General features: G+C 65.3%; 17 protein-coding genes and 1 tRNA gene. 9 read left to right on the plus strand and 9 right to left on the minus strand.

The window, feature by feature from the left end:
- The first annotated feature begins 243 nt into the window (after positions 1–243).
- Positions 244–1,515, plus strand: a complete 1,272-nt coding sequence (locus C3B44_RS00530) for an HNH endonuclease signature motif containing protein (protein WP_158268661.1) — start codon at positions 244–246, stop codon at positions 1,513–1,515.
- Here C3B44_RS00530 and C3B44_RS00535 read toward each other — a convergent pair whose 3' ends face one another.
- The 5 genes from C3B44_RS00535 to C3B44_RS00555 form a co-directional block, all read right to left on the minus strand.
- On the minus strand, positions 1,516–4,941 hold the full coding sequence (locus tag C3B44_RS00535; RefSeq protein WP_235840474.1) for an arabinosyltransferase domain-containing protein: 3,426 nt from the start codon (positions 4,939–4,941) through the stop codon (positions 1,516–1,518).
- 67 nt (positions 4,942–5,008) lie between these two features.
- Entirely contained in the window at positions 5,009–6,967 is a 1,959-nt protein-coding gene (locus tag C3B44_RS00540) for a galactan 5-O-arabinofuranosyltransferase (protein ID WP_108430647.1), read from the minus strand.
- 52 nt (positions 6,968–7,019) lie between these two features.
- Positions 7,020–7,784 (minus strand): decaprenylphospho-beta-D-erythro-pentofuranosid-2-ulose 2-reductase, encoded by a 765-nt coding sequence (gene dprE2, locus C3B44_RS00545; RefSeq protein ID WP_108430648.1) that lies wholly within the window; start codon positions 7,782–7,784, stop codon positions 7,020–7,022.
- Between the two features lie 35 nt (positions 7,785–7,819).
- Positions 7,820–9,235, minus strand: coding sequence for a decaprenylphosphoryl-beta-D-ribose oxidase (dprE1, locus tag C3B44_RS00550; protein ID WP_108430649.1), 1,416 nt, complete (start codon positions 9,233–9,235; stop codon positions 7,820–7,822).
- A 304-nt stretch (positions 9,236–9,539) separates the two neighbouring features.
- Positions 9,540–9,785, minus strand: coding sequence for a hypothetical protein (locus C3B44_RS00555; RefSeq protein ID WP_108430650.1), 246 nt, complete (start codon positions 9,783–9,785; stop codon positions 9,540–9,542).
- 32 nt (positions 9,786–9,817) lie between these two features.
- On the opposite strand from C3B44_RS00555, the gene C3B44_RS00560 reads away from it, so the two are divergent.
- The 5 genes from C3B44_RS00560 (at position 9,818) to C3B44_RS00580 (ending at position 12,525) form a co-directional block, all read left to right on the plus strand.
- Complete coding sequence (locus C3B44_RS00560) at positions 9,818–10,246, plus strand: hypothetical protein (RefSeq protein WP_108430651.1); 429 nt, start codon at positions 9,818–9,820, stop codon at positions 10,244–10,246.
- Positions 10,247–10,723 carry a hypothetical protein gene (locus C3B44_RS00565; protein ID WP_108430652.1) on the plus strand — a complete coding sequence of 159 codons (477 nt, stop codon included), beginning with the start codon at positions 10,247–10,249 and terminating at the stop codon, positions 10,721–10,723.
- Complete coding sequence (locus tag C3B44_RS00570; protein ID WP_199222440.1) at positions 10,720–11,622, plus strand: hypothetical protein; 903 nt, start codon at positions 10,720–10,722, stop codon at positions 11,620–11,622. The genes C3B44_RS00565 and C3B44_RS00570 overlap by 4 nt, the downstream gene beginning before the upstream one ends.
- 11 nt (positions 11,623–11,633) lie before the next feature.
- On the plus strand, positions 11,634–12,056 hold the full coding sequence (locus C3B44_RS00575; protein ID WP_199222441.1) for a GtrA family protein: 423 nt from the start codon (positions 11,634–11,636) through the stop codon (positions 12,054–12,056).
- A 76-nt stretch (positions 12,057–12,132) separates the two neighbouring features.
- Positions 12,133–12,525 carry a GtrA family protein gene (locus tag C3B44_RS00580; RefSeq protein ID WP_268876442.1) on the plus strand — a complete coding sequence of 131 codons (393 nt, stop codon included), beginning with the start codon at positions 12,133–12,135 and terminating at the stop codon, positions 12,523–12,525.
- A gap of 482 nt (positions 12,526–13,007) precedes the next feature.
- Here C3B44_RS00580 and glfT1 read toward each other — a convergent pair whose 3' ends face one another.
- Genes glfT1 through wzm form a run of 3 tightly spaced genes read right to left on the minus strand, consistent with a single transcriptional unit; the run spans position 13,008 to position 15,580 of the window.
- Positions 13,008–13,913, minus strand: a complete 906-nt coding sequence (glfT1, locus tag C3B44_RS00585; protein WP_108430654.1) for a galactofuranosyltransferase GlfT1 — start codon at positions 13,911–13,913, stop codon at positions 13,008–13,010.
- Complete coding sequence (gene wzt, locus C3B44_RS00590) at positions 13,910–14,710, minus strand: galactan export ABC transporter ATP-binding subunit Wzt/RfbE (RefSeq protein ID WP_108430655.1); 801 nt, start codon at positions 14,708–14,710, stop codon at positions 13,910–13,912. Before wzt ends, glfT1 begins: the two co-directional genes overlap by 4 nt.
- Positions 14,711–14,728: 18 nt before the next feature.
- The gene (wzm, locus tag C3B44_RS00595; RefSeq protein ID WP_108430656.1) at positions 14,729–15,580 is read right to left on the minus strand and encodes a galactan export ABC transporter permease subunit Wzm/RfbD; all 852 of its coding nucleotides are present in this window, start codon (positions 15,578–15,580) and stop codon (positions 14,729–14,731) included.
- 314 nt (positions 15,581–15,894) lie between these two features.
- On the opposite strand from wzm, the gene C3B44_RS00600 reads away from it, so the two are divergent.
- Positions 15,895–17,106 carry an aminotransferase class V-fold PLP-dependent enzyme gene (locus C3B44_RS00600; protein ID WP_108430657.1) on the plus strand — a complete coding sequence of 404 codons (1,212 nt, stop codon included), beginning with the start codon at positions 15,895–15,897 and terminating at the stop codon, positions 17,104–17,106.
- A gap of 4 nt (positions 17,107–17,110) precedes the next feature.
- On the opposite strand, the gene C3B44_RS00605 is transcribed toward C3B44_RS00600, so the two are convergent.
- Entirely contained in the window at positions 17,111–18,076 is a 966-nt protein-coding gene (locus tag C3B44_RS00605) for an NAD(P)H-quinone oxidoreductase (RefSeq protein ID WP_108430658.1), read from the minus strand.
- A gap of 52 nt (positions 18,077–18,128) precedes the next feature.
- On the opposite strand from C3B44_RS00605, the gene C3B44_RS00610 reads away from it, so the two are divergent.
- Both C3B44_RS00610 and C3B44_RS00615 read left to right on the plus strand, forming a co-directional pair.
- Positions 18,129–18,213 (plus strand) — tRNA-Ser (locus C3B44_RS00610).
- A 28-nt stretch (positions 18,214–18,241) separates the two neighbouring features.
- The gene (locus tag C3B44_RS00615) at positions 18,242–18,601 is read left to right on the plus strand and encodes a GNAT family N-acetyltransferase (protein ID WP_108430659.1); all 360 of its coding nucleotides are present in this window, start codon (positions 18,242–18,244) and stop codon (positions 18,599–18,601) included.
- Positions 18,602–18,622 lie beyond the last annotated feature (21 nt).

Raw genomic sequence — 18,622 nt, forward strand, 5'->3', positions numbered from 1 at the left:
ATCTCCCTTTCGAACGCCTGTATCTATTCGGGAAGACTACTATGCGGACGCATAGTCTCTCGTATGTTTGAGCTCGGTAAATGCGCCGGAATTAGAACATGTGTGTGAATATAATTCGAACATGTGTCCTAGTTTTGTGTTAATGTAGGGTCCAACAAGCAGGCAGACAACGCCATCAGGGGGATTTACATGTATACACCGGGGGAAATCCGGGATATGCCCGCAGAAACACTCGTTCGAACGATGACGCACGTCCATCAGGAGATGACCCGATACCGGGCGGCGTTCATCCTCGCGCTCGCGGATTTTCACGCCCGTGGGCTCGCTAAAGAGCGTGGCGCCCCGTCGACGCAGATATGGCTTCGCCGGCACCTAGGCATCGCAGAATCGACCGCCTGGGAATACCTGCGCCTCGGCAAACTGATGCATGAATTCGAGCTCGCTGGCCAGGCTTTTCTCGACGGCGAGATCGGCTACACCGCCTGCCGCCTCATCTCCGCCCACCTCACGTGCGACAACGAACAACGCCTCGTCGAACTGGCCAGGACACTGACTCTCACGGAACTCGAAGCCGTCTTGGCTGGGGCCGATAAAGCAGATAAACAGCCCAGGCAGGAGAGCTTTCACCTCGGCTATGACGACGAAGGGTGGCTCACCGGCAGCTTCCGCCTCAACCCAGAGCACGGCGCAGCGCTGAAAGCTGCCCTCAAGATCGCTGAGCTAGCCAGCATCCGCGGCCTCGAGGACATTGACCCCGAGGTCCTTGCCGACGATGACGCGCTCGACGAAGCACTCGCCGAGGCAGAAAAGACGCCCGAGGCGGCACCGGCAGAGAACCCGCCGGCCAGCGGTTTCGGTGCACCGCTGCGGCAGCACATGCTCGGGGCATTCCTATCGATGACCTCGATGGTGCGCTCGAACCCCACCAGCCCGCTGAGAGCGCCCGGCACCCAAGTCAACCTCATGATGACGGAAGACGGCCGGCCGTATATGCCGGAAAACCCGGCCGCCCGCGCTCCAGACCTCGTCGCCGCCGCCTTCAACGGCATGCTGCGCGCCCACATGCTCGACTCCGATGGCACCACCATCATGGTCTCCCGGCCGCGGCGGCTCGCCAGTGACCTGCAGGTCCGCGCGCTCGTGGCCCGCTGGGGATTCCAGTGCGCCATGCCGGGATGCAACCACTCCCGCTTCCTCGAGATGCACCACATCGTCTGTCACCACCACGGAGGCCCCACGGCCGTGTGGAACATGATGCCGCTGTGCGCGGCCTGTCACTCGCTGGTCACCGCGGGCGTCGTCATCGTCGAGCTGGACGACAGGGACCGGTCGATGGTGTACTTCCGCTTCCCCGATGGGACCACGTTCTTCTCCAAAAACAGATCCACCCCGATGATTCTCCATCGGGGTGGATTCGAAGAAGTGGAGGAGACGAAGGTCCTCGCCCTGACCGGCGACAGCTTCGACGACGCGGAATTCCCAGCGGCCGAGGAGACCGAGGAGGAACCCGAGTGATTAGTCCTCGCGGATCTTCATGTCGGACTCGTGCCAGAGGCCCGAACGGACGATCTCCTCATGGTTGATTACGGCCTTATCGGGCTCGTTGCCCTCGGAATCGCGGCGCAGCTGGTAGCGCTCAAGGGAGCCCCAATCGCGCTGCCAGTCGTTCGCGGCGTAGCTGGGGATCTCATACGAGGTGTTGACGGCCTCCGCCGTGGCCATCGCGCCGCCACCGTAGAAGTCCTGGAACCCAGACAGAGCCTCCCTACCGGGGTCATCCGGCGAGATGCGGTACTCGGGGATCTCGGTCACGCCGGCATAGTGATCGAAGCTGCGCTGCTCCGGGAACTGCAAGGCGACCGGCCAGTCCAGCAGAGCCGGCGGGGTGTCGTCGATCTCGTCCGACATCTGCGACAGCTCCGGAATACGCGGCGGGGTAAAGGCCAGCCAGGTGTCCGGATCCAGCGACGTGTCCTCGGCCACCAGGCGAATGGTATCGGTCTCCTCAGGCAGCGCGTCGAGCGGCAGTCGCAGGTTACGCCACGTCGGGGCCAGGCCCGGATCGAGAAGCTGAGCCTCACCGAGCACCTCGGGCTGGCCGGAGCCGTCGCTCTTACCGAACTCGACGACGAGCTTCTCACCCGGCTGCTCGATGCCGTCACGGTCCGTGTGGGCGATCCTGCCCGCCGCGGAGACCACCAGCAACGGGGTGTTCTCCTGGATCTCGGGCAGTTCGTACCACGCGGTCGTCGTCTTCGCCGCCGTAGTCGGAGTCTCCGTCCACGAACCGACGACCGGAATCTCCGCAGGATCCAGGTGGAACGGCAGGTGGGCAAAGGAACCGTTCACGCCCGCCCCGGCGCGCACGCCGCCGGCGGTGTCTTGGGTCTGCTGTTCGTCGTCAGTCGACCCAGTCGTCGAGGTGTCCTCGTCCGTGTCCGTGGTTCCCGAAGTGGAATCCTCGTCGTCGCCGGTGGATCCCGTTGTCGTGTCGGCATCGTTGTCGGTAGCCGTGGAACCCGTGGTGGCGGCGTCTTCGGCACCGTTGTCGCTGCCGATGGCGCCGACATTAGCGGCGTCGGTGCTATCGGAGGTGATCGTGCCGGGCACACCGTTGGGGCCGAAGCCCACCGTGTCCTCGTCTTCGAGCGAGTCGCCGAAGTCGACGTCGTCATTAAGCGGGGTGAGGAAGGAATCGTTGGTGTTCGTCTCCAGCAGGGTGTCGCCGGCCAAATGCGAGGTGTCGCCCGTCAACGAGCGCAGGTTGCCCAAACCGACGGTATACGCCGGGTACTGGTCGACGAAAGCCTTGACGAAGCTGGCCATCGCGAAGAGCACCACGAGGATGGACACCAGCGCCACCGGGGCGGTCATGGCGGTCGCCCACCGGCCGGCGTGCTGGCGGTCGCGGGCGTCGAAATCCTCGACCGTGCCGGCCTTGATGGCCTGGGCGCGCGTGTACTCGTGGCGGAAGGTCTGGAAGATGCCAAACGCCAAGATCAAAAGGGAGATCAGCAGGATGATCGAGGTGAACTCGATACCGCTGATCTGTGGCTTCTTGTCCCACCACGGCACCCCGTAGGCGGAGATGTACCACCAGCCATTCCAGCCGGCGAAGGTCAGCGCCAAAAGGAACATCACCGTGGCGAGCGCGAAGGTGCGCACCCGCGGAGAGCGGACCGCGATCTGGCTGAGCACCACCGCGCCGAGGGCGGCCACGGCGCCCGCGATGCCGGCGTAGATGCCGAAGTGGTGGGTCCACTTCGTCGGGGTGAACATGAGGAAGAACATGCTCAGGCCGACGATGAGCAACAGGCGGATCGTCGCCCCGCGGTTCACGCCCGGGATGCTGCCATTGCGGATGACTCCGTAGAGCACCAGCCCCAGGCAGGCGAACATGAGGAACATGGCAAAACGACGGGTCAGCGAGCCATCGACGGTTTCCTGGAACAGGGTGGCGTAGCGGACGTACTCCGAGTACCACTCCAACGCCGGGCCGACGGCACCGCGCACGCGGGTCGATTCCATGACGGTCGCCAACGTCTGATCGGCGAACACCGGCACCAGAACGAACGTGCCGGCGGCCAAAAACGGGCCGATGGTGCCGAGACCAGCGCGCAGCTTCTGCTCCGGGTTGTTCTCCACGCGGCGGGCGATCATGCGGATGACAGCGGGCAGCGAGATCAAAAACACGCCGACGGCCATCAGGCCCGTGGGCCCGACGGTCAGCGTGAGAGCCGCGGTGAAAGAACCCAGCGCGGCGGGGAAGAGGCGCTGGTGGGCGATGGCTCGCTCGAAAAGCACCCAGGTCACCAGCGTGCCCAGAGCCACCATCGGCTCCGGGCGGATGCCGTTGTTAAACGGCAGCCAGAACGCCAAAAACATAAAGGCGGCAGTCCAGTGGGCGACCCGGCGGTCGTCGATATTCGCGCCGAAACGCGGCAGGATCTCGCGCGACAACAGCAGCCAGATACCGATACCGGCCAACAACGTCGGCAGCCGCATCCACATGGAGTTGGCGCTCACCTGCGACATCAGTCCGAGCAGGTCATAGTAGGGCGTGCCGAAGGGTGCTTCGGGAACTCCGTACCAGCGGTAGAAGTTTGCCAGGTAACCGGCGTTTTCCTTCACCCGCGCCATGGTGAGGATAAAGCCATCGTCGGAGGTGTTCGCGCCGAAGATGTGCCAGAAGCCCAGGATGGCGAGGACGATGCCGTCGAGACCCGTCACCCGGCGCCACCGGCTGTAGTCCTTATCTTGCGATGGGCGCTCGTCGCGGCCCTGGCGCCACAGTGCCCACACCGCCACCAGCGCCAGGCCGGTGCCGAGCCACATCGCCACCTGCTTGGTGATGGTCGGACTTGAGGTGAACCGAGAGTTGATTTCGACGTCCACGGCCAGGCCCGCGTCCACAAGCTCCTGGTAGTTCTCCGGGGTGTCGTCGATCTCGGTGTAGATGCCCGTGAGTTGCGGGCGCAGGTCTTCGGTGCTCTCGTCGCCGAAGTCAGTGCCCTCCACCGTCACGCGGGAGCCGTCGCCGGTGAACTCGATCTCCAGGGAGGCGTCGTCGCCGGCTTCGTCGAGATCCTCGGCGGAGAGGGAGATCAAGACGTCGCTGAGTGCCGCGACGTCGATGCCGCCGTCCTCGGTCGTGTTGATGAAAAGCCCGCGGTCAGAGGCGTGCGGGCCCGACGGTGGCACGGTGGCGAGGATCAAGGATTCCTCGTCGCGCACCATGTCCGCGGCGGCGAGGGGGATCTCGGCCCGGAACTTCTCGGGCGCGACAGAGATCAGCGGCGCGTTGACCGAGTTCAGAGACTCGTTCTGCGGCCAGCTGACCGAGGACTGGACCTGATTCACGGGCAGGAAAGGAACCAGGATGAACAGTAGGAACGCGGCGATGCCGGAGACGGCGCCGAGCGTGGCGAGCGGAGAGCTCACCCGCCCCGGCAATACGCCTGTGGCAGGTGTGGCAGGTGTGGTTCTTGTGGACATAGCAGAAATGATATTAGTGTGTCGCGGTCACGACCACGAATGCACCGACCTGGTCGATGTGCCAGAGATCGGGATCGTCAAACGCGGCCGGGTTGAAGAACGTGGCCTCATAACGGACGTTCGGCTGATTCGGGTAGATATCCTCCGCGAGATGCAGCTTCCAGCCGTCGTCGAGATTCTCGGCATCACTGCCGCGGAACAGGAAGACATCCGGGGCCTCCCAGCGGCTCGACGTGATCAGCTCGTGCATCGCCTCCGGGTCCGAAGCAGACGACCAGGACTGCTCGGCCCACCGGGCGATCTCTTCGTTACGCTGCGAGAACTCGCCCAGCGGGTTGGCATAGTGGCTGGTGAAAGCGTTGAAGCCATGGAAAGGATAGTAAGAGAGGAAAGGTGTCTCATCCGTGAGCACGACGGTCTCGGTCGGCTCGTGGCCATAGCCGGTGATCGTGTCACGGATGTCGACGTACGCCGAGCCCACGTCCGCGACGTACTGGTCCGCACGCTCGCCGTAGCCGTCGGTATCCGAATAAGCGTTGTCGATGGCCGACTCGTTGCGCGCCGGGATCGCCTGCGCGTAGAAGAGCCCGCCGCCGAGCAACACAATCATCCCGATCGTGGTGATCCGCCGCGCCACATGCGGGTGCGTGGACTCCGGGTAGAGCCGCGCCGGGCCCACCCGGCCGATCTCGGCGAGAGCGAGCACGCCGGCGGTGGCCATCATCAACACGATGAGGATCTCGATGCGGAAACCCAGAAGAGTCGACCCCGCCAAGGTGGCCACCATCGACGCCAGCGCCCACGCATAAAAGACCACGGTCGCAATCGTCAGCATGCGCACCGCGCGATCGCGGAAACGCAGCACCAGATAGAACAGACCGATCAGGCACAAAAGCCCGATCACCGAGGGCGCGAGGAAGGGTACCGGCACCTGGGTGCCCTCGGCGGGCAGGTAGTGATTCGCGGTGGATTCCGGCTGCTCGTCGCCAGTGAGCAGGCGGTAGAAGTACGGGCCCCACGCCAGCGCGGCGATCGCGATCGAGCCGAAACCGATCACCAACATGCGGGTGAAAGGCACCCACCACCGCCGGTGGGTCGCCGCGAAGACCACCGCGAACACCACGACGGCCAGCGCCACCACGCCCGTGAACAAGGTGTAGAAGCTCGCCGAGACGCCGAAGAACAGCATGACCGCGGCCGTCGCAAACCACGAGCCACCCAGCGCGGTGTGCAAGATGACGAACACGAGAGGAACCCCCATGGCGATGATGCCGGCATAGGGCTCCTCGGCGCTCAACACGAGCGTGATCGCCGTGGTGACCAGCGCGATCCCGGCGGCGACCGGCAGCGAGGAGGTGACGCGCTGCCACAGCGGCACGAGGATAGAGGCGGCGATGGCCAGCGAGACAATCGCCCACGGCTGGTAGACCTCCCAGCCGGGGATACCCAGCACATTCGCCAGGCGCCCGCCCAGCCAGAACCAGCCGATGGGGTAGTAGGTCGGCATGTCCAGGTAGTTCATGTCCTGATTCGCCATGGTGGTTTCCATGCGCGTCAGGAACTGAGTGCGAAACGCCTGGTCAACCTGGATGCCGTCGAGGTAGAGGCGGGTCGACGACAGCGGGATCGCGATCGTCGTCACCACCAGCGCCGCCGGGGCGATATAAAACACCAGGTAGGTCAGTATCCGCCGCCACCGTGGCCGCGGCGACGTATCCCGCAGCCACCACACCGCCAAAACGCCGACGGCCACGAGCACCATCAGGGTGCCGGCCGTCGCCAGCGCCCGGGTGACCATCGAGGTGTTGAACGCCGGCAGGCTGGTGCGCTCCAGCACGAGCCAGGCGGCCAGCGAGAAGATAGCCGCGAACACGCCGGCCGCCAAGGTGGCCCAGAGCGTGTGTGCGCGGCTCAGAGTGTCGCGGCCGCCGGTGCGCGCGCGGCCGTCGACGTTCCAAACGGCAGTACTCATGCCCAATAGTGTCGCACAAGCTCGCCGATATGCAGAGTCGCGGGAGAAACCGCTAGAAGCTGAGCTTCTTCATGATCTTGTGCGGGATGTTACGCAGAATCAGCGAGATGGGCCCGAAGTTGCGGTGCACGAAGATGGAGTCCTTGCCCGCGAGCACCGCCTCGACGGTGGCCTCGGCGACATCGGAGACATCCACCGTAAAAGGTGCTTCCTTCTCGACATCCGCGCTCATCTTCGTGCGCACCTGGCCGGGGCGCACGACGAGCACGTGCACACCCGAATCCTCCAAGGCGACGCCGAGCTGGGAATAGAAGCCGTCGACACCCGCCTTGGACGCGCCGTAGACGAAATTCGAGCGGCGCACGCGCATGCCGGCGACCGAGGACAGCGCGACGAGATGCCCGTGGCCCTGCTCCTTGAGCTTCTGGCCGAGCAGCACGCCGACCGACAGGTAGCCGGTGAAGTTGATCTCGGCGCTCTCGACGGCCGCGGCGTGATCCTGCCACAGCTTCTCCTGATCGCCGAGGGTGCCGAACGCGACGATCGCGATATCCACATCCCCGCCGGCGAAAACCTGGTCGACGACCTCGGGGTGCTGATCAGTCTCGCGCGCGTCGAAGTCGACGACGGTGACCTCGGAGGCGCCGGCGTCGCGAAGCTTCTCGACGGCCGCGTCCACCCGGGGCGAGGCCGAGCGGGCGGCGAGGACGACCTCGGCGGGGCCGCGCTTCAAAAACTCGGTGACGATGCCGAGGCCGATTTCGGAGGTGCCGCCGAATAAGGCGATTCGCTGGGCCTGGCCTACTGCGTTGAGCATGGTGATCTCCTTTGTGTGGTGGGACTAGTGGGGGACTAGTGCAGCTCGAGGCGGCGCGAGAGGTCGGAGGCGAACACGCCGGTCGGGTCGATTTCGTTGCGGGTGGCCAGCCAGCCCTCGAGCTCCGGGTACATCTTGTGGAAGTTCTCGGCGGAGGTGCGGGACTCCTTGGCCAGGTAGAGGCGGCCGCCGAACTCCATGACCTGCTCGTCGAGGCGGTCGAGGAAGGAGTTCAGGCCCGGGCGGATCGGGAAGTCGACGCAGACGTTCCAGCCCGGCATCGGGTAGGACAGCGGGGCGCGGTTGCCCTCGCCGAAGAGCTTGAACACGTTGAGCGCCGAGTAGTGGCCGGAGGCCTGGATGTCGCGGATGATCTGCTTGAAGGCGTCCACCGCGGTGGTCGGCACCACGAACTGGTACTGCAGAAAGCCCTTCTTGCCGTAGCCGCGGTTCCACTCGCCGATGAGATCCAGCGGCTGGTAGAACTGCGTGAGGTTTTTGATCTGGTTCCGCGCCGGGGCGCCCATGGCGTAGTAGAGCTCGCCGATGGTGCCGAGGGTCAGCTTGTTCATCGTGAACGACGGGAAGATGTCCGGGACCGTCATCAGCTGCGGAGCGTTGAACTTCAGCGGGTCCTTCGCGAGCTTCGGGGCCAGCTCCTTGAGCTGGTCCAGGGTGGCGAGGCTGCCGCGCGAAATCGTCGCCCGCCCGAGCTTCGGCTCCGGGCTCATGGCGTCGAACCAAGCCGAGGAGTACTCGTAGCCGGCCTCGGAGCCGTCGGAGTGGAAGGCGATGGTCTCGTCGAGGGTGTCGGTACGGTCGGTATCGGCGACGAAGTAGGCGGTCTCCGTCTTCGTCATCCGAATGGTGGCACGCAGAATGATGCCGGTCAGGCCCATGCCGCCGACGGTGGCCCAGAAGAGGGTCGCCTCCGGGTCGTCGTCGGAGCCATCGGGGCGCAGGGTGAGCACGCGGCCGTCGGCAACCAGCAGCTGCATCTCGACGACGTGATCACCGAAAGAGCCCGCCGTGTGGTGGTTCTTGCCGTGGATGTCCGGGCCGATCGCGCCGCCGATGGTGACCTGGCGGGTGCCGGGCAGCACCGGAACCCAGAGGCCATAAGGCAGCGCGGCCTTCATGAGCTGGTCGAGGGTGACACCGGCGTCGACGTCGACCAGCGCGGTGTCCGGGTCGATCGAATGGATGCGGTTGAGGGGTCGCATATCGACGACGAGACCGCCACCGTTTTGCGCCGGATCGCCATAGGAGCGACCCATGCCGCGGGCGATGACGCCACGGCGGGCGTGGGCGGGCTTGTCGGCGTTCTCCTCGGCGACGCGGCGGACCGCAGAGATGATCGTCTCCGGGTCAGCGGTCTCGAGGGCGTGGGCGGTCGATGGGGCAGTGCGACCCCAGCCGTGGAGGGACTTAACGGTGGTCTGCTGGTGCATCTTCTGCAATCTTCTCTTCGACGGGACGTGCCGCACATGCCGCGCGCAACCACGCGACACGGGCACCTTGTACGTTGCTCTACCCTACCCGGCGCACGCGTCAGGTAAGCGTGGGCTCTTTATCTTGTCCGGTTGAGATTTCGTTACGCCCGATGAATATTTTCGTCTCAAGCTCGCCCAGATCTTCGCCGGCGCTGGCGACGCTGTCTCGGAGTTTTCCTCCGGCATCTTCGGCTAGACCTTCACTGGCGTGACTGGCGCTCCCCGCATCCTTAACCAGGGTGCGGGGAGCGTTTTGGTTGGGTTAAAGGTCCATCAGCTCGCGGATCTCGGCGGGCAGCTCGTCCTGGCTGGTGATGGTGGCCCCGCCGGCGTCTTGGTGTTCGCGCAGCAACTCGTAGACGCGCACCCGGTCCTTCGAGTCCAAAAAAGGCAGCTCTTCGGCCATGAGCCGTACCATGAAATCGCTCAGCGGCGCCTCGGTCTTCTGGGCGGCGAGGTGCGCGCCGTGGCGCACGTCTGAAGGGTCGATGTTCTTTTGCGGGATCATGCCCGCCTACCTTACTGGCTAGTATCGGGGACATGGAACAACGCGCACAGGACTCATATAGCCTCGACGACACGGAGCTCGGCCGCATCTCCCAGGCCCTCGGCGTGGCGGCGTGCGTCGCCGTGCCGGATTATGTCTCCGGGAGGTGGCCGGTCATCGGGGCGCGTATCGCAGCGCTCGGCGCGGGCCTCGGCATTGCCGCCGCCGCGAACGCTGCGGAAGAACCTGCCGACGACGAACCGGAAGCCGACGAGGCCGCCTCGCCCGTGACTACCTGGACGGTGATCGGGGCAGCGGCCGCGGCGCTGGCCGGGTTGTCGGCGGTGGAAGGTGTCGTCGCCAAGCATCTGCGCGGCCGGGGTGTGAAGCGCCCGCACACGCTGCTCGGTGCGCTGGCCGGGGCGGTGGTGTACGTCGGCTCTGAGGTGGAGCACCGTCGGCACCAGGGGGATGCGTCCTAGATGAGTGAACACGCTGTGGTGGCGGTCGTCGATAAGAGTGACGACGACACCGTGTGCTGGCACGTCCAGACCGACCCGGAGGCGCCGTCTCTGATGTCCGGCGCGTGGATCGTCGCCGACGCCGCCGAGCTCACCGCGCACGCCTTCGTTGTTGAGCAGCCGGACACGGTCGCCGAGATCGCCCAGCTCGTCGCCGAGGAGGTGGCCAAGGTGCGCGAGGCCGCGAAGCAGGCGAAGAAGGAGCGGCCACAGATCACCCTGCCGCGTTTCGACGCCCCACCCCACCCAGATCCGGAAGAGATCGCCGAGACGTTTCACGGGGAACAGCGCGCTCGGCAGGCGTGGGCGATGGCGGTGGCGCTCGCCGAGATCGTCGAATACTGGCACAGCTTCGAGTCCTCCCGCAAGCAGCGCTCCTATTTGGCCGAACGCTTCGGCAGTGAGATCCGGCCGCTGCCGTTGCCCCAAAAGTCATGACCAGCCATAGCGAAGCCGACAGCGAGGTCGTTATAGACCTCGCGGCCGCGCGTGCCCGCCGCCGCGGACCCGCGCATCAGGCGCGCACGATCATCCTCCAGATCGCGAACGTGCGTGCCGACGGCGAAACCCACCGCCAACTCGGCGTCATCGACTCCCTCGAGCTGGCCGATCTGCGCGACGTCATCGCGGTGGCCTTCGGCCTGCGGGAAAACGCGCCCTGGTCCTTTCACGACGCTGCCGGCAAAGAACTCGACCGCCAGGCCCACCTGCGCGAACACCTCGGACGCATCGGCGAAAAGCTCACCTTCTGCTGGGGCTTATGGGAATTCCGGATCGTCACCGCGCATAGCTGGATTCGTGACGACGGCACCCCGTGGGCCCTATGCGTCGGCGGATCCGGACGCTTCGGCGATACCGGCTTCGACATCGCCCGCATCAACGCCGAACTCACCGGAACCGAAACCACCCGCGATGTCATGAGCCGCACCCGCCCGCAGGTGCGCGGCATCATCGAACGCTCCCGACTCTTCGACCTCGTCCCGCTCTTGCAGGCCCTCGACTTAGGTCGCGACGTGCACCTTAAAGATTCGACCCGCGAGATCCTCGCGCGCCTGCCGCTGGAAACAGATCCCGAAGCCATCGACGCGTTCTGGGCGATGGTGCTCGCCCTCAGCTGCCTCGGCAACGACGAGCTCACCGACACCATCGCTGAATCCATCATGGAGGCCATCGGCTGGGTCGACGACGACGGCTCCCACCTGCCCGCCGCCGAGGTGCGCCAGCTGTGCGACGCCTCCCTCCACCAGCTCGCCGCCGTGGGTGCGATGGGGCCGCGGCAGCTCGCGCCCGTCGACAAGCTGGACATCTTCCGCGGCCTTCTGCGTGCGGCCGAGTAAGCTTACCCCTTATGTCGACACCGCATACCGGGACGAGCTCGCTGAGCACGCAGCTGAAACGCTTCGTGGCCGTGGGCGTGTTCACCGCCGTCATCGACTACTCGCTGACGATGATCCTCGACGCCGTCGGCGTCCACCGCCAGTTGGCGAAAGCCATCGGCTGGGTCTTCGGCACCCTCGCCGCCTACCTCCTGAACTCGAAATACACGTTCTCCTCGGCGCTGTCCGCCAAAACCGCCACGGCCGTCTTCCTCCTCTACGCCTCCACCTTCGCGGTGCAAAACTTTCTCTGGTGGGTCACAGAAGCGCCCCTAGAAGCGCTCGGATTCGAAGGGGCGGTGAAAAACACCATCTCTTTCGTCATCGCCCAAGGCGTTGCGACACTCACCAACTTCTTCATGCAGCGCACCCTGATTTTCCGCGAGAGGCGGTAAACCCATCTCTTCCTCCCTATCCTCCGCCCTCAACGCCTTCATCGACGCTGGCCACAAGCGCTCCGACTCGCTGCGCATCCAGGCCGCCCGCTTCACGACGGCCGGAATCGCCGCCGCCGTCATCGACCTCGTAGTCACGTGGGTGCTGCAGGTCGCATTCGAAGTCCTCGGGACCGTCGGGGCACGGACGGTGGGGTGGGTGCTCGGAACCCTTTTCGCCTACTACCTCAACCGGCGCTGGACCTTCTCCGCGCGCGGCTCCAAGCGGACCTTCTCCGCGACCATGCTGGTCTACGTCCTGACCTACGCCGTCAACATCACGCTGTACCGCCTGCTGTTCCCGGTGCTCGACGAACAGCTCGAACTCAACGTCAACGTCTCTTTGCTGGTGGCGTTCATCGTCGCGCAGGCGGTCGTGACCGTGCTCAACTTCGTCGTGCAGCGGTGGCTGATCTTTCGGAGGGGGTAGGTTGGGTGGGTTTTGGTTGCTTTTTGGGTGCTGGCTGCTGGCTGCGTTTCCGCTGGTCAAGGCGGTGGTGGTGGGGCTGTGTGCGGGAAGTGGAAAGGAAGTCGAAAGGAAGCGTCCTTTCGACTTCCTTTCGACTTCGTTTCGACTTCGTGGGACTCCTTTAGGGGCACCTCCTTTCGGCCAGCGTTAGCGTCGCATGGGTGTCGGAGCGTGTAGGTGGTTGCTGTAGCCGGTCGGTTGTCCCGTCCGTCCCACCGGCCTCTTCGGTAGGGCTCGCGTAGCCTGCCGGGCCTGGCTTTACATGGTGCGCTATCGCTGGTCGAATTCACCCCTATAGAAAGGAGTCTCGCGCGGTCGAAACCAGGACTCCCTTAGGGTGGTTCCTTTCGACCAGCGTTAGCGCACTATGCGCCAAACAGCCGCAAACGCAAGCGCACCATACACCAACCAACCAGCCGCAAACGCAAGCGCACCGCCCAAACCTAAGGCCGCCGGAAGTCCTCGCGCATGCCGGCGCGCTGGAGGCGGAGCCACTCGCGGAATCCGGAGAAGTCCCTGCGCTGGACGAGGAAGAACCAGCCGAAGCGGGCGAGCTCCTGGAAGGCGAGTTTGCGGTTGCCGGGCTGGGAGAGGAGGTAGCCGCGGTTGCGGTAGGTGAAGTAGCGCTTGGTGTCGTTGTCGGGGTATTGGGCGTGCATGCGCCCGCCGAGGATGGGGTGGAACTCGGCGGATCCGTCTGGGTGCAGGTAGAAGGCGTTTAATGCGGTGCCGTAGCGCAGCCCGGAGCGGGAGAGGCGGCGGTGGTATTCGACTTCGTCGCCGCGGATGAAGAGTCGGTAGTCGGGCACGCCGATGATCTCCATCGCCTCCGCGGAGATCAGCGCGCCGTTGAAGAGGGAGGCGTAGGAGTCGATGAAGTCGCCTTCGAGTTTTTCGCGGCGTCGGTGCCAGGTCAGGCCCTGGCGCAAGGGGAAGGCGAGGGTCTCGGGGGCGTCGATGTTGCAGACCGCCGGGGAGATCTGGTGGAGGTGGCGGGCGGTGGCGACGTCGTAAAGCGTTTCGAGGGTGGTGGTGTCGGCGGGGCGGCCGTCGTCGTCGGCGCACCAGATCGCGTCCGCGCCGAGGGCCAGGGCGGTGAGGAAGCCGTAGGCGAAGCCGCCGGCGCCGCCGAGGTTTGTCTTCGAGGGGAGGTAGACGCCGCGTTCGGGGGCGAGCTCGTCGAGAAGTGAGCGCACCTCGTCTTCGCAGCCGTTGTCGACCACGATGATCCAGTCGAGCCGGTGGGTTTGGTTTGCGACTTGCGTGAGCGAGGCGCGCAGCAGCTCGACGCGGCGGTGGGTGACGATCACCGCGGCGGTCGTGCCCTGTCGATTCAGCGGGGCGGTCATGAGCTTTCCTCCTCGGACTGGAACCTTTTGACCAGGTCGCGGATGTGCTGTCCGGCTTCGGGGCCCTCGTAGGCTTCGACGACTTCGTCGACAAGCCCGGCCTTGCGGATCTCCCCGTGATCGATCCAGAGGCCGGTGGTGCACAGCTGGGCGAGGAAGTCGTTGGAGTGGGACGCGAAGACCAGGATGCCGGAGCGTTTGACCAGCTCCTGTAGCCGCACCCGGGCCTTGGCCATGAAGGCGGCGTCGACGGCGCCGATGCCTTCGTCGAGAAGTAAGATCTCCGGCTCGATCGAGGTGACCACCCCGAGGGCGAGGCGCACGCGCATGCCGGTCGAGTAGGTGCGCAGCGGCATGGAGAGGTAGTCGCCGAGCTCGGAGAACTCCGCGATTTCGTCCATCTTCTTGCGCATCTGGGCGCGCGTCTGGCCGAGGAAGAGGCCGCGGATGATGATGTTTTCGGCACCCGAGATCTCCGGGTCCATGCCCACGCCTAAGTCGAAGACGGGGGCGATGCGCCCGCGGACGTCGGCGACGCCGCGGGTCGGCTCGTAGATGCCGGATAAAAGGCGCAGCAGAGTCGACTTGCCGGCGCCGTTGTGGCCGACCAGGCCGACGCGATCGCCTTCGCGTAAGTGCAGGTTGATGTCTTTGAGTGCCTCGACGACCACCGTGTTCGCGGCGTTCTTGCCGATCGCCCCGCCCGCCGTCGACAGGACTGCCTTCTTCAGCGAGCGCGACTTGGCGTCGAAGATCGGAAAGTCGACGCAGGCGTTGTAGGTGTCGATGGAAACCATGTCGTGGGAAGTGCTCCTTTACACCCAGTAGCTGACGCGGAACCGCCACTGGCGCATGATCGCGGCGGTAGCAAAGAGGCCGACCACGGTGATCACGGCGACGATTCCCCAGTGGTAGGCGGCGAGATCCTGGCCGATCATGGGCGCGCGGACGATCTCGAGGTAGTGATACAGGGGATTGATCTCGGCGATGCGGGCGCGCTCGGCGACCTGGCCGCCCTGCTCGCGCAGGGTGTGGGTCGTCCACACGATCGGGGTGATGTAGAACAAGAGCTGCACCAGGGATTCGAGCAGCGGGGCGACGTCGCGGAAGCGGGTCGCGATGATGCCGAAAAGCATCGTCACCCACACACCGTTGACCACGATGAGAAGCATCGCCGGGATCGCCAGCAGCACCTCCCAGCCGACGTTGATCCGAAAGACCGCTAGCAGTGCCACCCAAATGACCAGGTTGTGGGCCAAAAACAGCGCCTGGCGCCACACCAGCCGGTAGACGTGCACGCTGAGCGCGGACGGCAGCTGCTTGATGAGTCCCTCGTTCTCGATGAACACGTTCGCCCCGTCTTTGATGCAGCCGGCGATGAATCCCCAGATGATCAGGCCGACGGTGACGTGCGGCAGGAAATCCGCCAGCGGCAGCTGGAAGAGCATCGAATACAAAAGGCCCAGGGCGAGCGCCATCACGCCGGTGGCGATGGTGATCCACAGCGGGCCGAGCGTGGAGCGGCGGTAGCGCTGCTTGATGTCCTGCCAGCCCAGCTGCAGCCAGAGCTCGTGTTGTCCGGCACCGCGGATCAGGTCGCGGAAGGCGGCGGACATGGTCTGCGAGTCGGAACGCGGGGTGTCCGCTTCGTCGCGCTGGGAAGTCATGCGCGCGACATCGGCACGGAGTTGTTCTGATCGATGGTGCTGCACGACTTTTAACCCTAGTACCCGGTCGGGGTTGCGTCGGTATCCGGCGCTTTAGGCGCGTGCCTGGTGGGTGGAAGGTGTCCGTACGTTGAGGAATACATAAGAATTTTCTGACTTTTCGCTGGTCGGGGCGGCGATGGCTACGATGGTAGCCGTTGCTTACCCGCCCCGAGCGCAGGTCACTGCGCATACTTGGAGCCCCGGGTAGAGCGGTGGTTGAATTGGGTATTCCATAGCGAACGATCGGTTTCGGCTCAGGAGGATTTTCACGGATGTCCGACTACGACGTCTATAGCGTGCGTGGCTATTACACCTCCTTAGGAGACGGCTGGACCTACCTCAACGCCCAGGCCGCACCCCAAATTCCGGAAAGGGTCTCGGCGGCGGTCGCTCGCTCATTTCGCTTATCGACGACCCCACTCACCCCTTCCGGCGGCCGCGGACATCACGCGCAGCGGCCCCGCGCTGGGGCACTCGAGGGGGAGGGGTTTGTGCAGCAGGCGCGCGTCGCGGTGGCCGACCTGGTCGGCGGGACCGCCGACTGCGTGGTGCTCGGGCCCTCTCTCGAGGTGCTCTATGACAACCTTGCGCGCTCGCTGGAGCCGATGCTGCGCCGCAACAGCTCGGTAGTCCTCTCCGGGCTGGACTCCGAGCGGCCCAGCGTACCTTTCGCCCGGCTCGGGGCGGAGGTTCGCTGGGCGCAGCCGGATCTGGGCACCGGGGAGCTGCCGGGCTGGCAGTACCGGGAGCTTGTCGACGGTTCCACCCGCCTCGTCGCCCTCTCCGCCGCCCACGGCGTACTCGGCACGCTTGCCGATGTAAAGACCATCAGCGACAACACCCGCTCGCGCTCCCGGGCGTGGGTGCTGGCGGATGCGTCGGAATACGCCCCGCACCGGCTGGTCGATATTGAGGAGATGGACGTCGACATCCTCGGCGTCGACCTAGCGCGCCTCGGCGGGCCGCAGGTGGCGGCGCTGGTGTTTCGCCATCCGCTGATGTTCAAGCGCCTGCGTAACCCGGAGCTCATCGCCTCGCCCGTCTCGCCGGGACTCGCCGGCGCCGTCAGTGCGACGGTGGACCACTACGCGGCGCTCGTCGAGAAGCGGGGGTCGCGCCGGGTGCGGCTCACCGCGTCTTTCGCGGCGCTCGAGGCCTACCTCAAAGAGCTAGGCGACGACCTGCACACCTTCTTAGGATCGCTGCCCGCCGTGCACATCTTGGGCGTGACCGGGGAGGCCGCCGCCGGGGCGAACAGCGACCGGCTGCCGCGGCTGTCTTTTGCCGTCAACGGCGTGCCCGCCGATACCGTGCAGCAGCGCCTGTTCGACAACGGCATCGTGACTTCGCTGGCGCCGAGCTCGCAGCTGCTCACCGACATGGGTGTCGACGACATCGGCGGCGCCGTCACCGTGGGACTCGGCCCGTTCAACACGAGCCACGACGTCGAACACCTAGTGCGCGTCGTGGCGTCGCTCGCCTAGGGGGTTAGTCCTGCGGGACCTCGAGGACGACCTTGCCGGTGACCTCGCCGGAATCGAGCAGCTCGTGGGCGCGCGCCGCCTCCGGCATCGGGATGGTGGTGTGGATGCGGTGGGTGACGCGGCCGTCGTCAAGCAGGGGCCAGACGTTGGCCACCGTGGAGGCGACGATGTTTGCCTTGTCCTCTAAATCGCGGGCGCGCAGGGTGGCAGCGGTGATCGACTGGCGACGCGGCATCATCCGGCCCAAGTTGATCTGCGCCTTCGGGCCCGACTGCACCGCGATGACGATGAGGTGGCCGTCCTTGGCCAAAGACTTCATATTGTCCTCGAAGTAGTCGGCGCCGATGATGTCGAGGATGAGATCGCAAGTGCCCTTGAGCTCGTCGACGAAGTTCTGCTCGCGGTAGTTGATGAGGATATCCGCCCCAAGCTCCCGGCAGGTGGCGAGTTTCTCCTCCGAACCCGCGGTCACCGCCACCTCGGCGCCGAAGGCCTTCGCGATCTGGATGGCCATCGTGCCGATGCCGCCACCACCGCCGTGGATGAGCACGCGCTGGCCCTCGCGCAGCCCGCCGATCATGCCGAGCGTCGACCACACCGTGCACGCGACCTCGACGACCGCGGCCGTCTCCTTCAGCGAATAGCCCTTCGGCACCGGCAGCAGCTGGCCCGCCGGCACGGCGACGTACTCGCCATAGCCGCCCCCGGCGAGCAGGCAGCCGACCTCCTCGCCGACGGAGCGATCCGTGTCCCCAGCATCCACGATCGTGCCGGCGCACTCTAAGCCGATGATCTCGCTCGCGCCGGGCGGCGGCGGGTAGTTGCCGTGGGCCTGGACGATGTCACCGCGGTTCACGCCGGCGGCGGCGACCTTGACCAAGACCTCGCCCTCGTTGAGCTGCGGTCTCTCGGTCTCCTGCCACTCGAGGGAACGGGGGTTGTCACTATCTGTCTGGATGATTGCCTTCATGCAGCCCCAGGGTAGGTGAGGATCAGCCCTTAGGTTAGAATTTTTTCCCGCAGGAGATGTGGCAGAGCGGCCGAATGCACCGGTCTTGAAAACCGGCGAGGGGCAACCCTCCGAGGGTTCGAATCCCTCCGTCTCCGCTCTTTCACTGTGGCTAGTCTGGCGGGCATGAGTGACAACGCACGTGACAAGCAAGGCAGTGAGGTCGTAGTCGAGCAGAACCCCGCGACCGGAAGATTCGAGATCAGCTATGTCGACGGCCACGAGCTCGCCGGCTCGGCGCAATATCTCGATCACGGCCAGGAGCGCATCTTTTTTCACACGGAGGTCGACGAGAAGTTCGGCGGGCGCGGGCTCGCCGGCATCCTCATCGGCCGCGCGCTAGAAGAGACGACGGCTCAGGGCCTGAGGATCGTTGCGGTGTGCCCTTTCGTTAAGGGGTTCATTGACCAGGTCGGTTATGAGGGCGACTACCGCGGCCCGCAGCAGGCGGATCTGCAGTATTTGGAGCACCATCTGGGGGCCTAGCTGGGGGGTATAGAACTTTCG

It is taken from the genome of Corynebacterium yudongzhengii, assembly GCF_003065405.1.
GTDB lineage: Bacteria > Actinomycetota > Actinomycetes > Mycobacteriales > Mycobacteriaceae > Corynebacterium > Corynebacterium yudongzhengii.

What these genes read in the sequence shown, in the direction of transcription:
- C3B44_RS00615 (WP_108430659.1), top strand. Translation starts at nt 18,242, where the DNA reads ATGAGTGACAACGCACGTGACAAGCAAGGCAGTGAGGTCGTAGTCGAG.
- C3B44_RS00560 (WP_108430651.1), top strand. Translation starts at nt 9,818, where the DNA reads ATGGAACAACGCGCACAGGACTCATATAGCCTCGACGACACGGAGCTC.
- C3B44_RS00575 (WP_199222441.1), top strand. Translation starts at nt 11,634, where the DNA reads ATGTCGACACCGCATACCGGGACGAGCTCGCTGAGCACGCAGCTGAAA.
- glfT1 (WP_108430654.1), bottom strand. Translation starts at nt 13,913, where the DNA reads ATGACCGCCCCGCTGAATCGACAGGGCACGACCGCCGCGGTGATCGTC.
- C3B44_RS00530 (WP_158268661.1), top strand. Translation starts at nt 244, where the DNA reads ATGACGCACGTCCATCAGGAGATGACCCGATACCGGGCGGCGTTCATC.
- dprE2 (WP_108430648.1), bottom strand. Translation starts at nt 7,784, where the DNA reads ATGCTCAACGCAGTAGGCCAGGCCCAGCGAATCGCCTTATTCGGCGGC.
- C3B44_RS00570 (WP_199222440.1), top strand. Translation starts at nt 10,720, where the DNA reads ATGACCAGCCATAGCGAAGCCGACAGCGAGGTCGTTATAGACCTCGCG.
- dprE1 (WP_108430649.1), bottom strand. Translation starts at nt 9,235, where the DNA reads ATGCACCAGCAGACCACCGTTAAGTCCCTCCACGGCTGGGGTCGCACT.
- C3B44_RS00540 (WP_108430647.1), bottom strand. Translation starts at nt 6,967, where the DNA reads ATGAGTACTGCCGTTTGGAACGTCGACGGCCGCGCGCGCACCGGCGGC.
- C3B44_RS00555 (WP_108430650.1), bottom strand. Translation starts at nt 9,785, where the DNA reads ATGATCCCGCAAAAGAACATCGACCCTTCAGACGTGCGCCACGGCGCG.
- C3B44_RS00600 (WP_108430657.1), top strand. Translation starts at nt 15,895, where the DNA reads ATGTCCGACTACGACGTCTATAGCGTGCGTGGCTATTACACCTCCTTA.
- wzm (WP_108430656.1), bottom strand. Translation starts at nt 15,580, where the DNA reads ATGACTTCCCAGCGCGACGAAGCGGACACCCCGCGTTCCGACTCGCAG.
- C3B44_RS00565 (WP_108430652.1), top strand. Translation starts at nt 10,247, where the DNA reads ATGAGTGAACACGCTGTGGTGGCGGTCGTCGATAAGAGTGACGACGAC.
- wzt (WP_108430655.1), bottom strand. Translation starts at nt 14,710, where the DNA reads ATGGTTTCCATCGACACCTACAACGCCTGCGTCGACTTTCCGATCTTC.
- C3B44_RS00605 (WP_108430658.1), bottom strand. Translation starts at nt 18,076, where the DNA reads ATGAAGGCAATCATCCAGACAGATAGTGACAACCCCCGTTCCCTCGAG.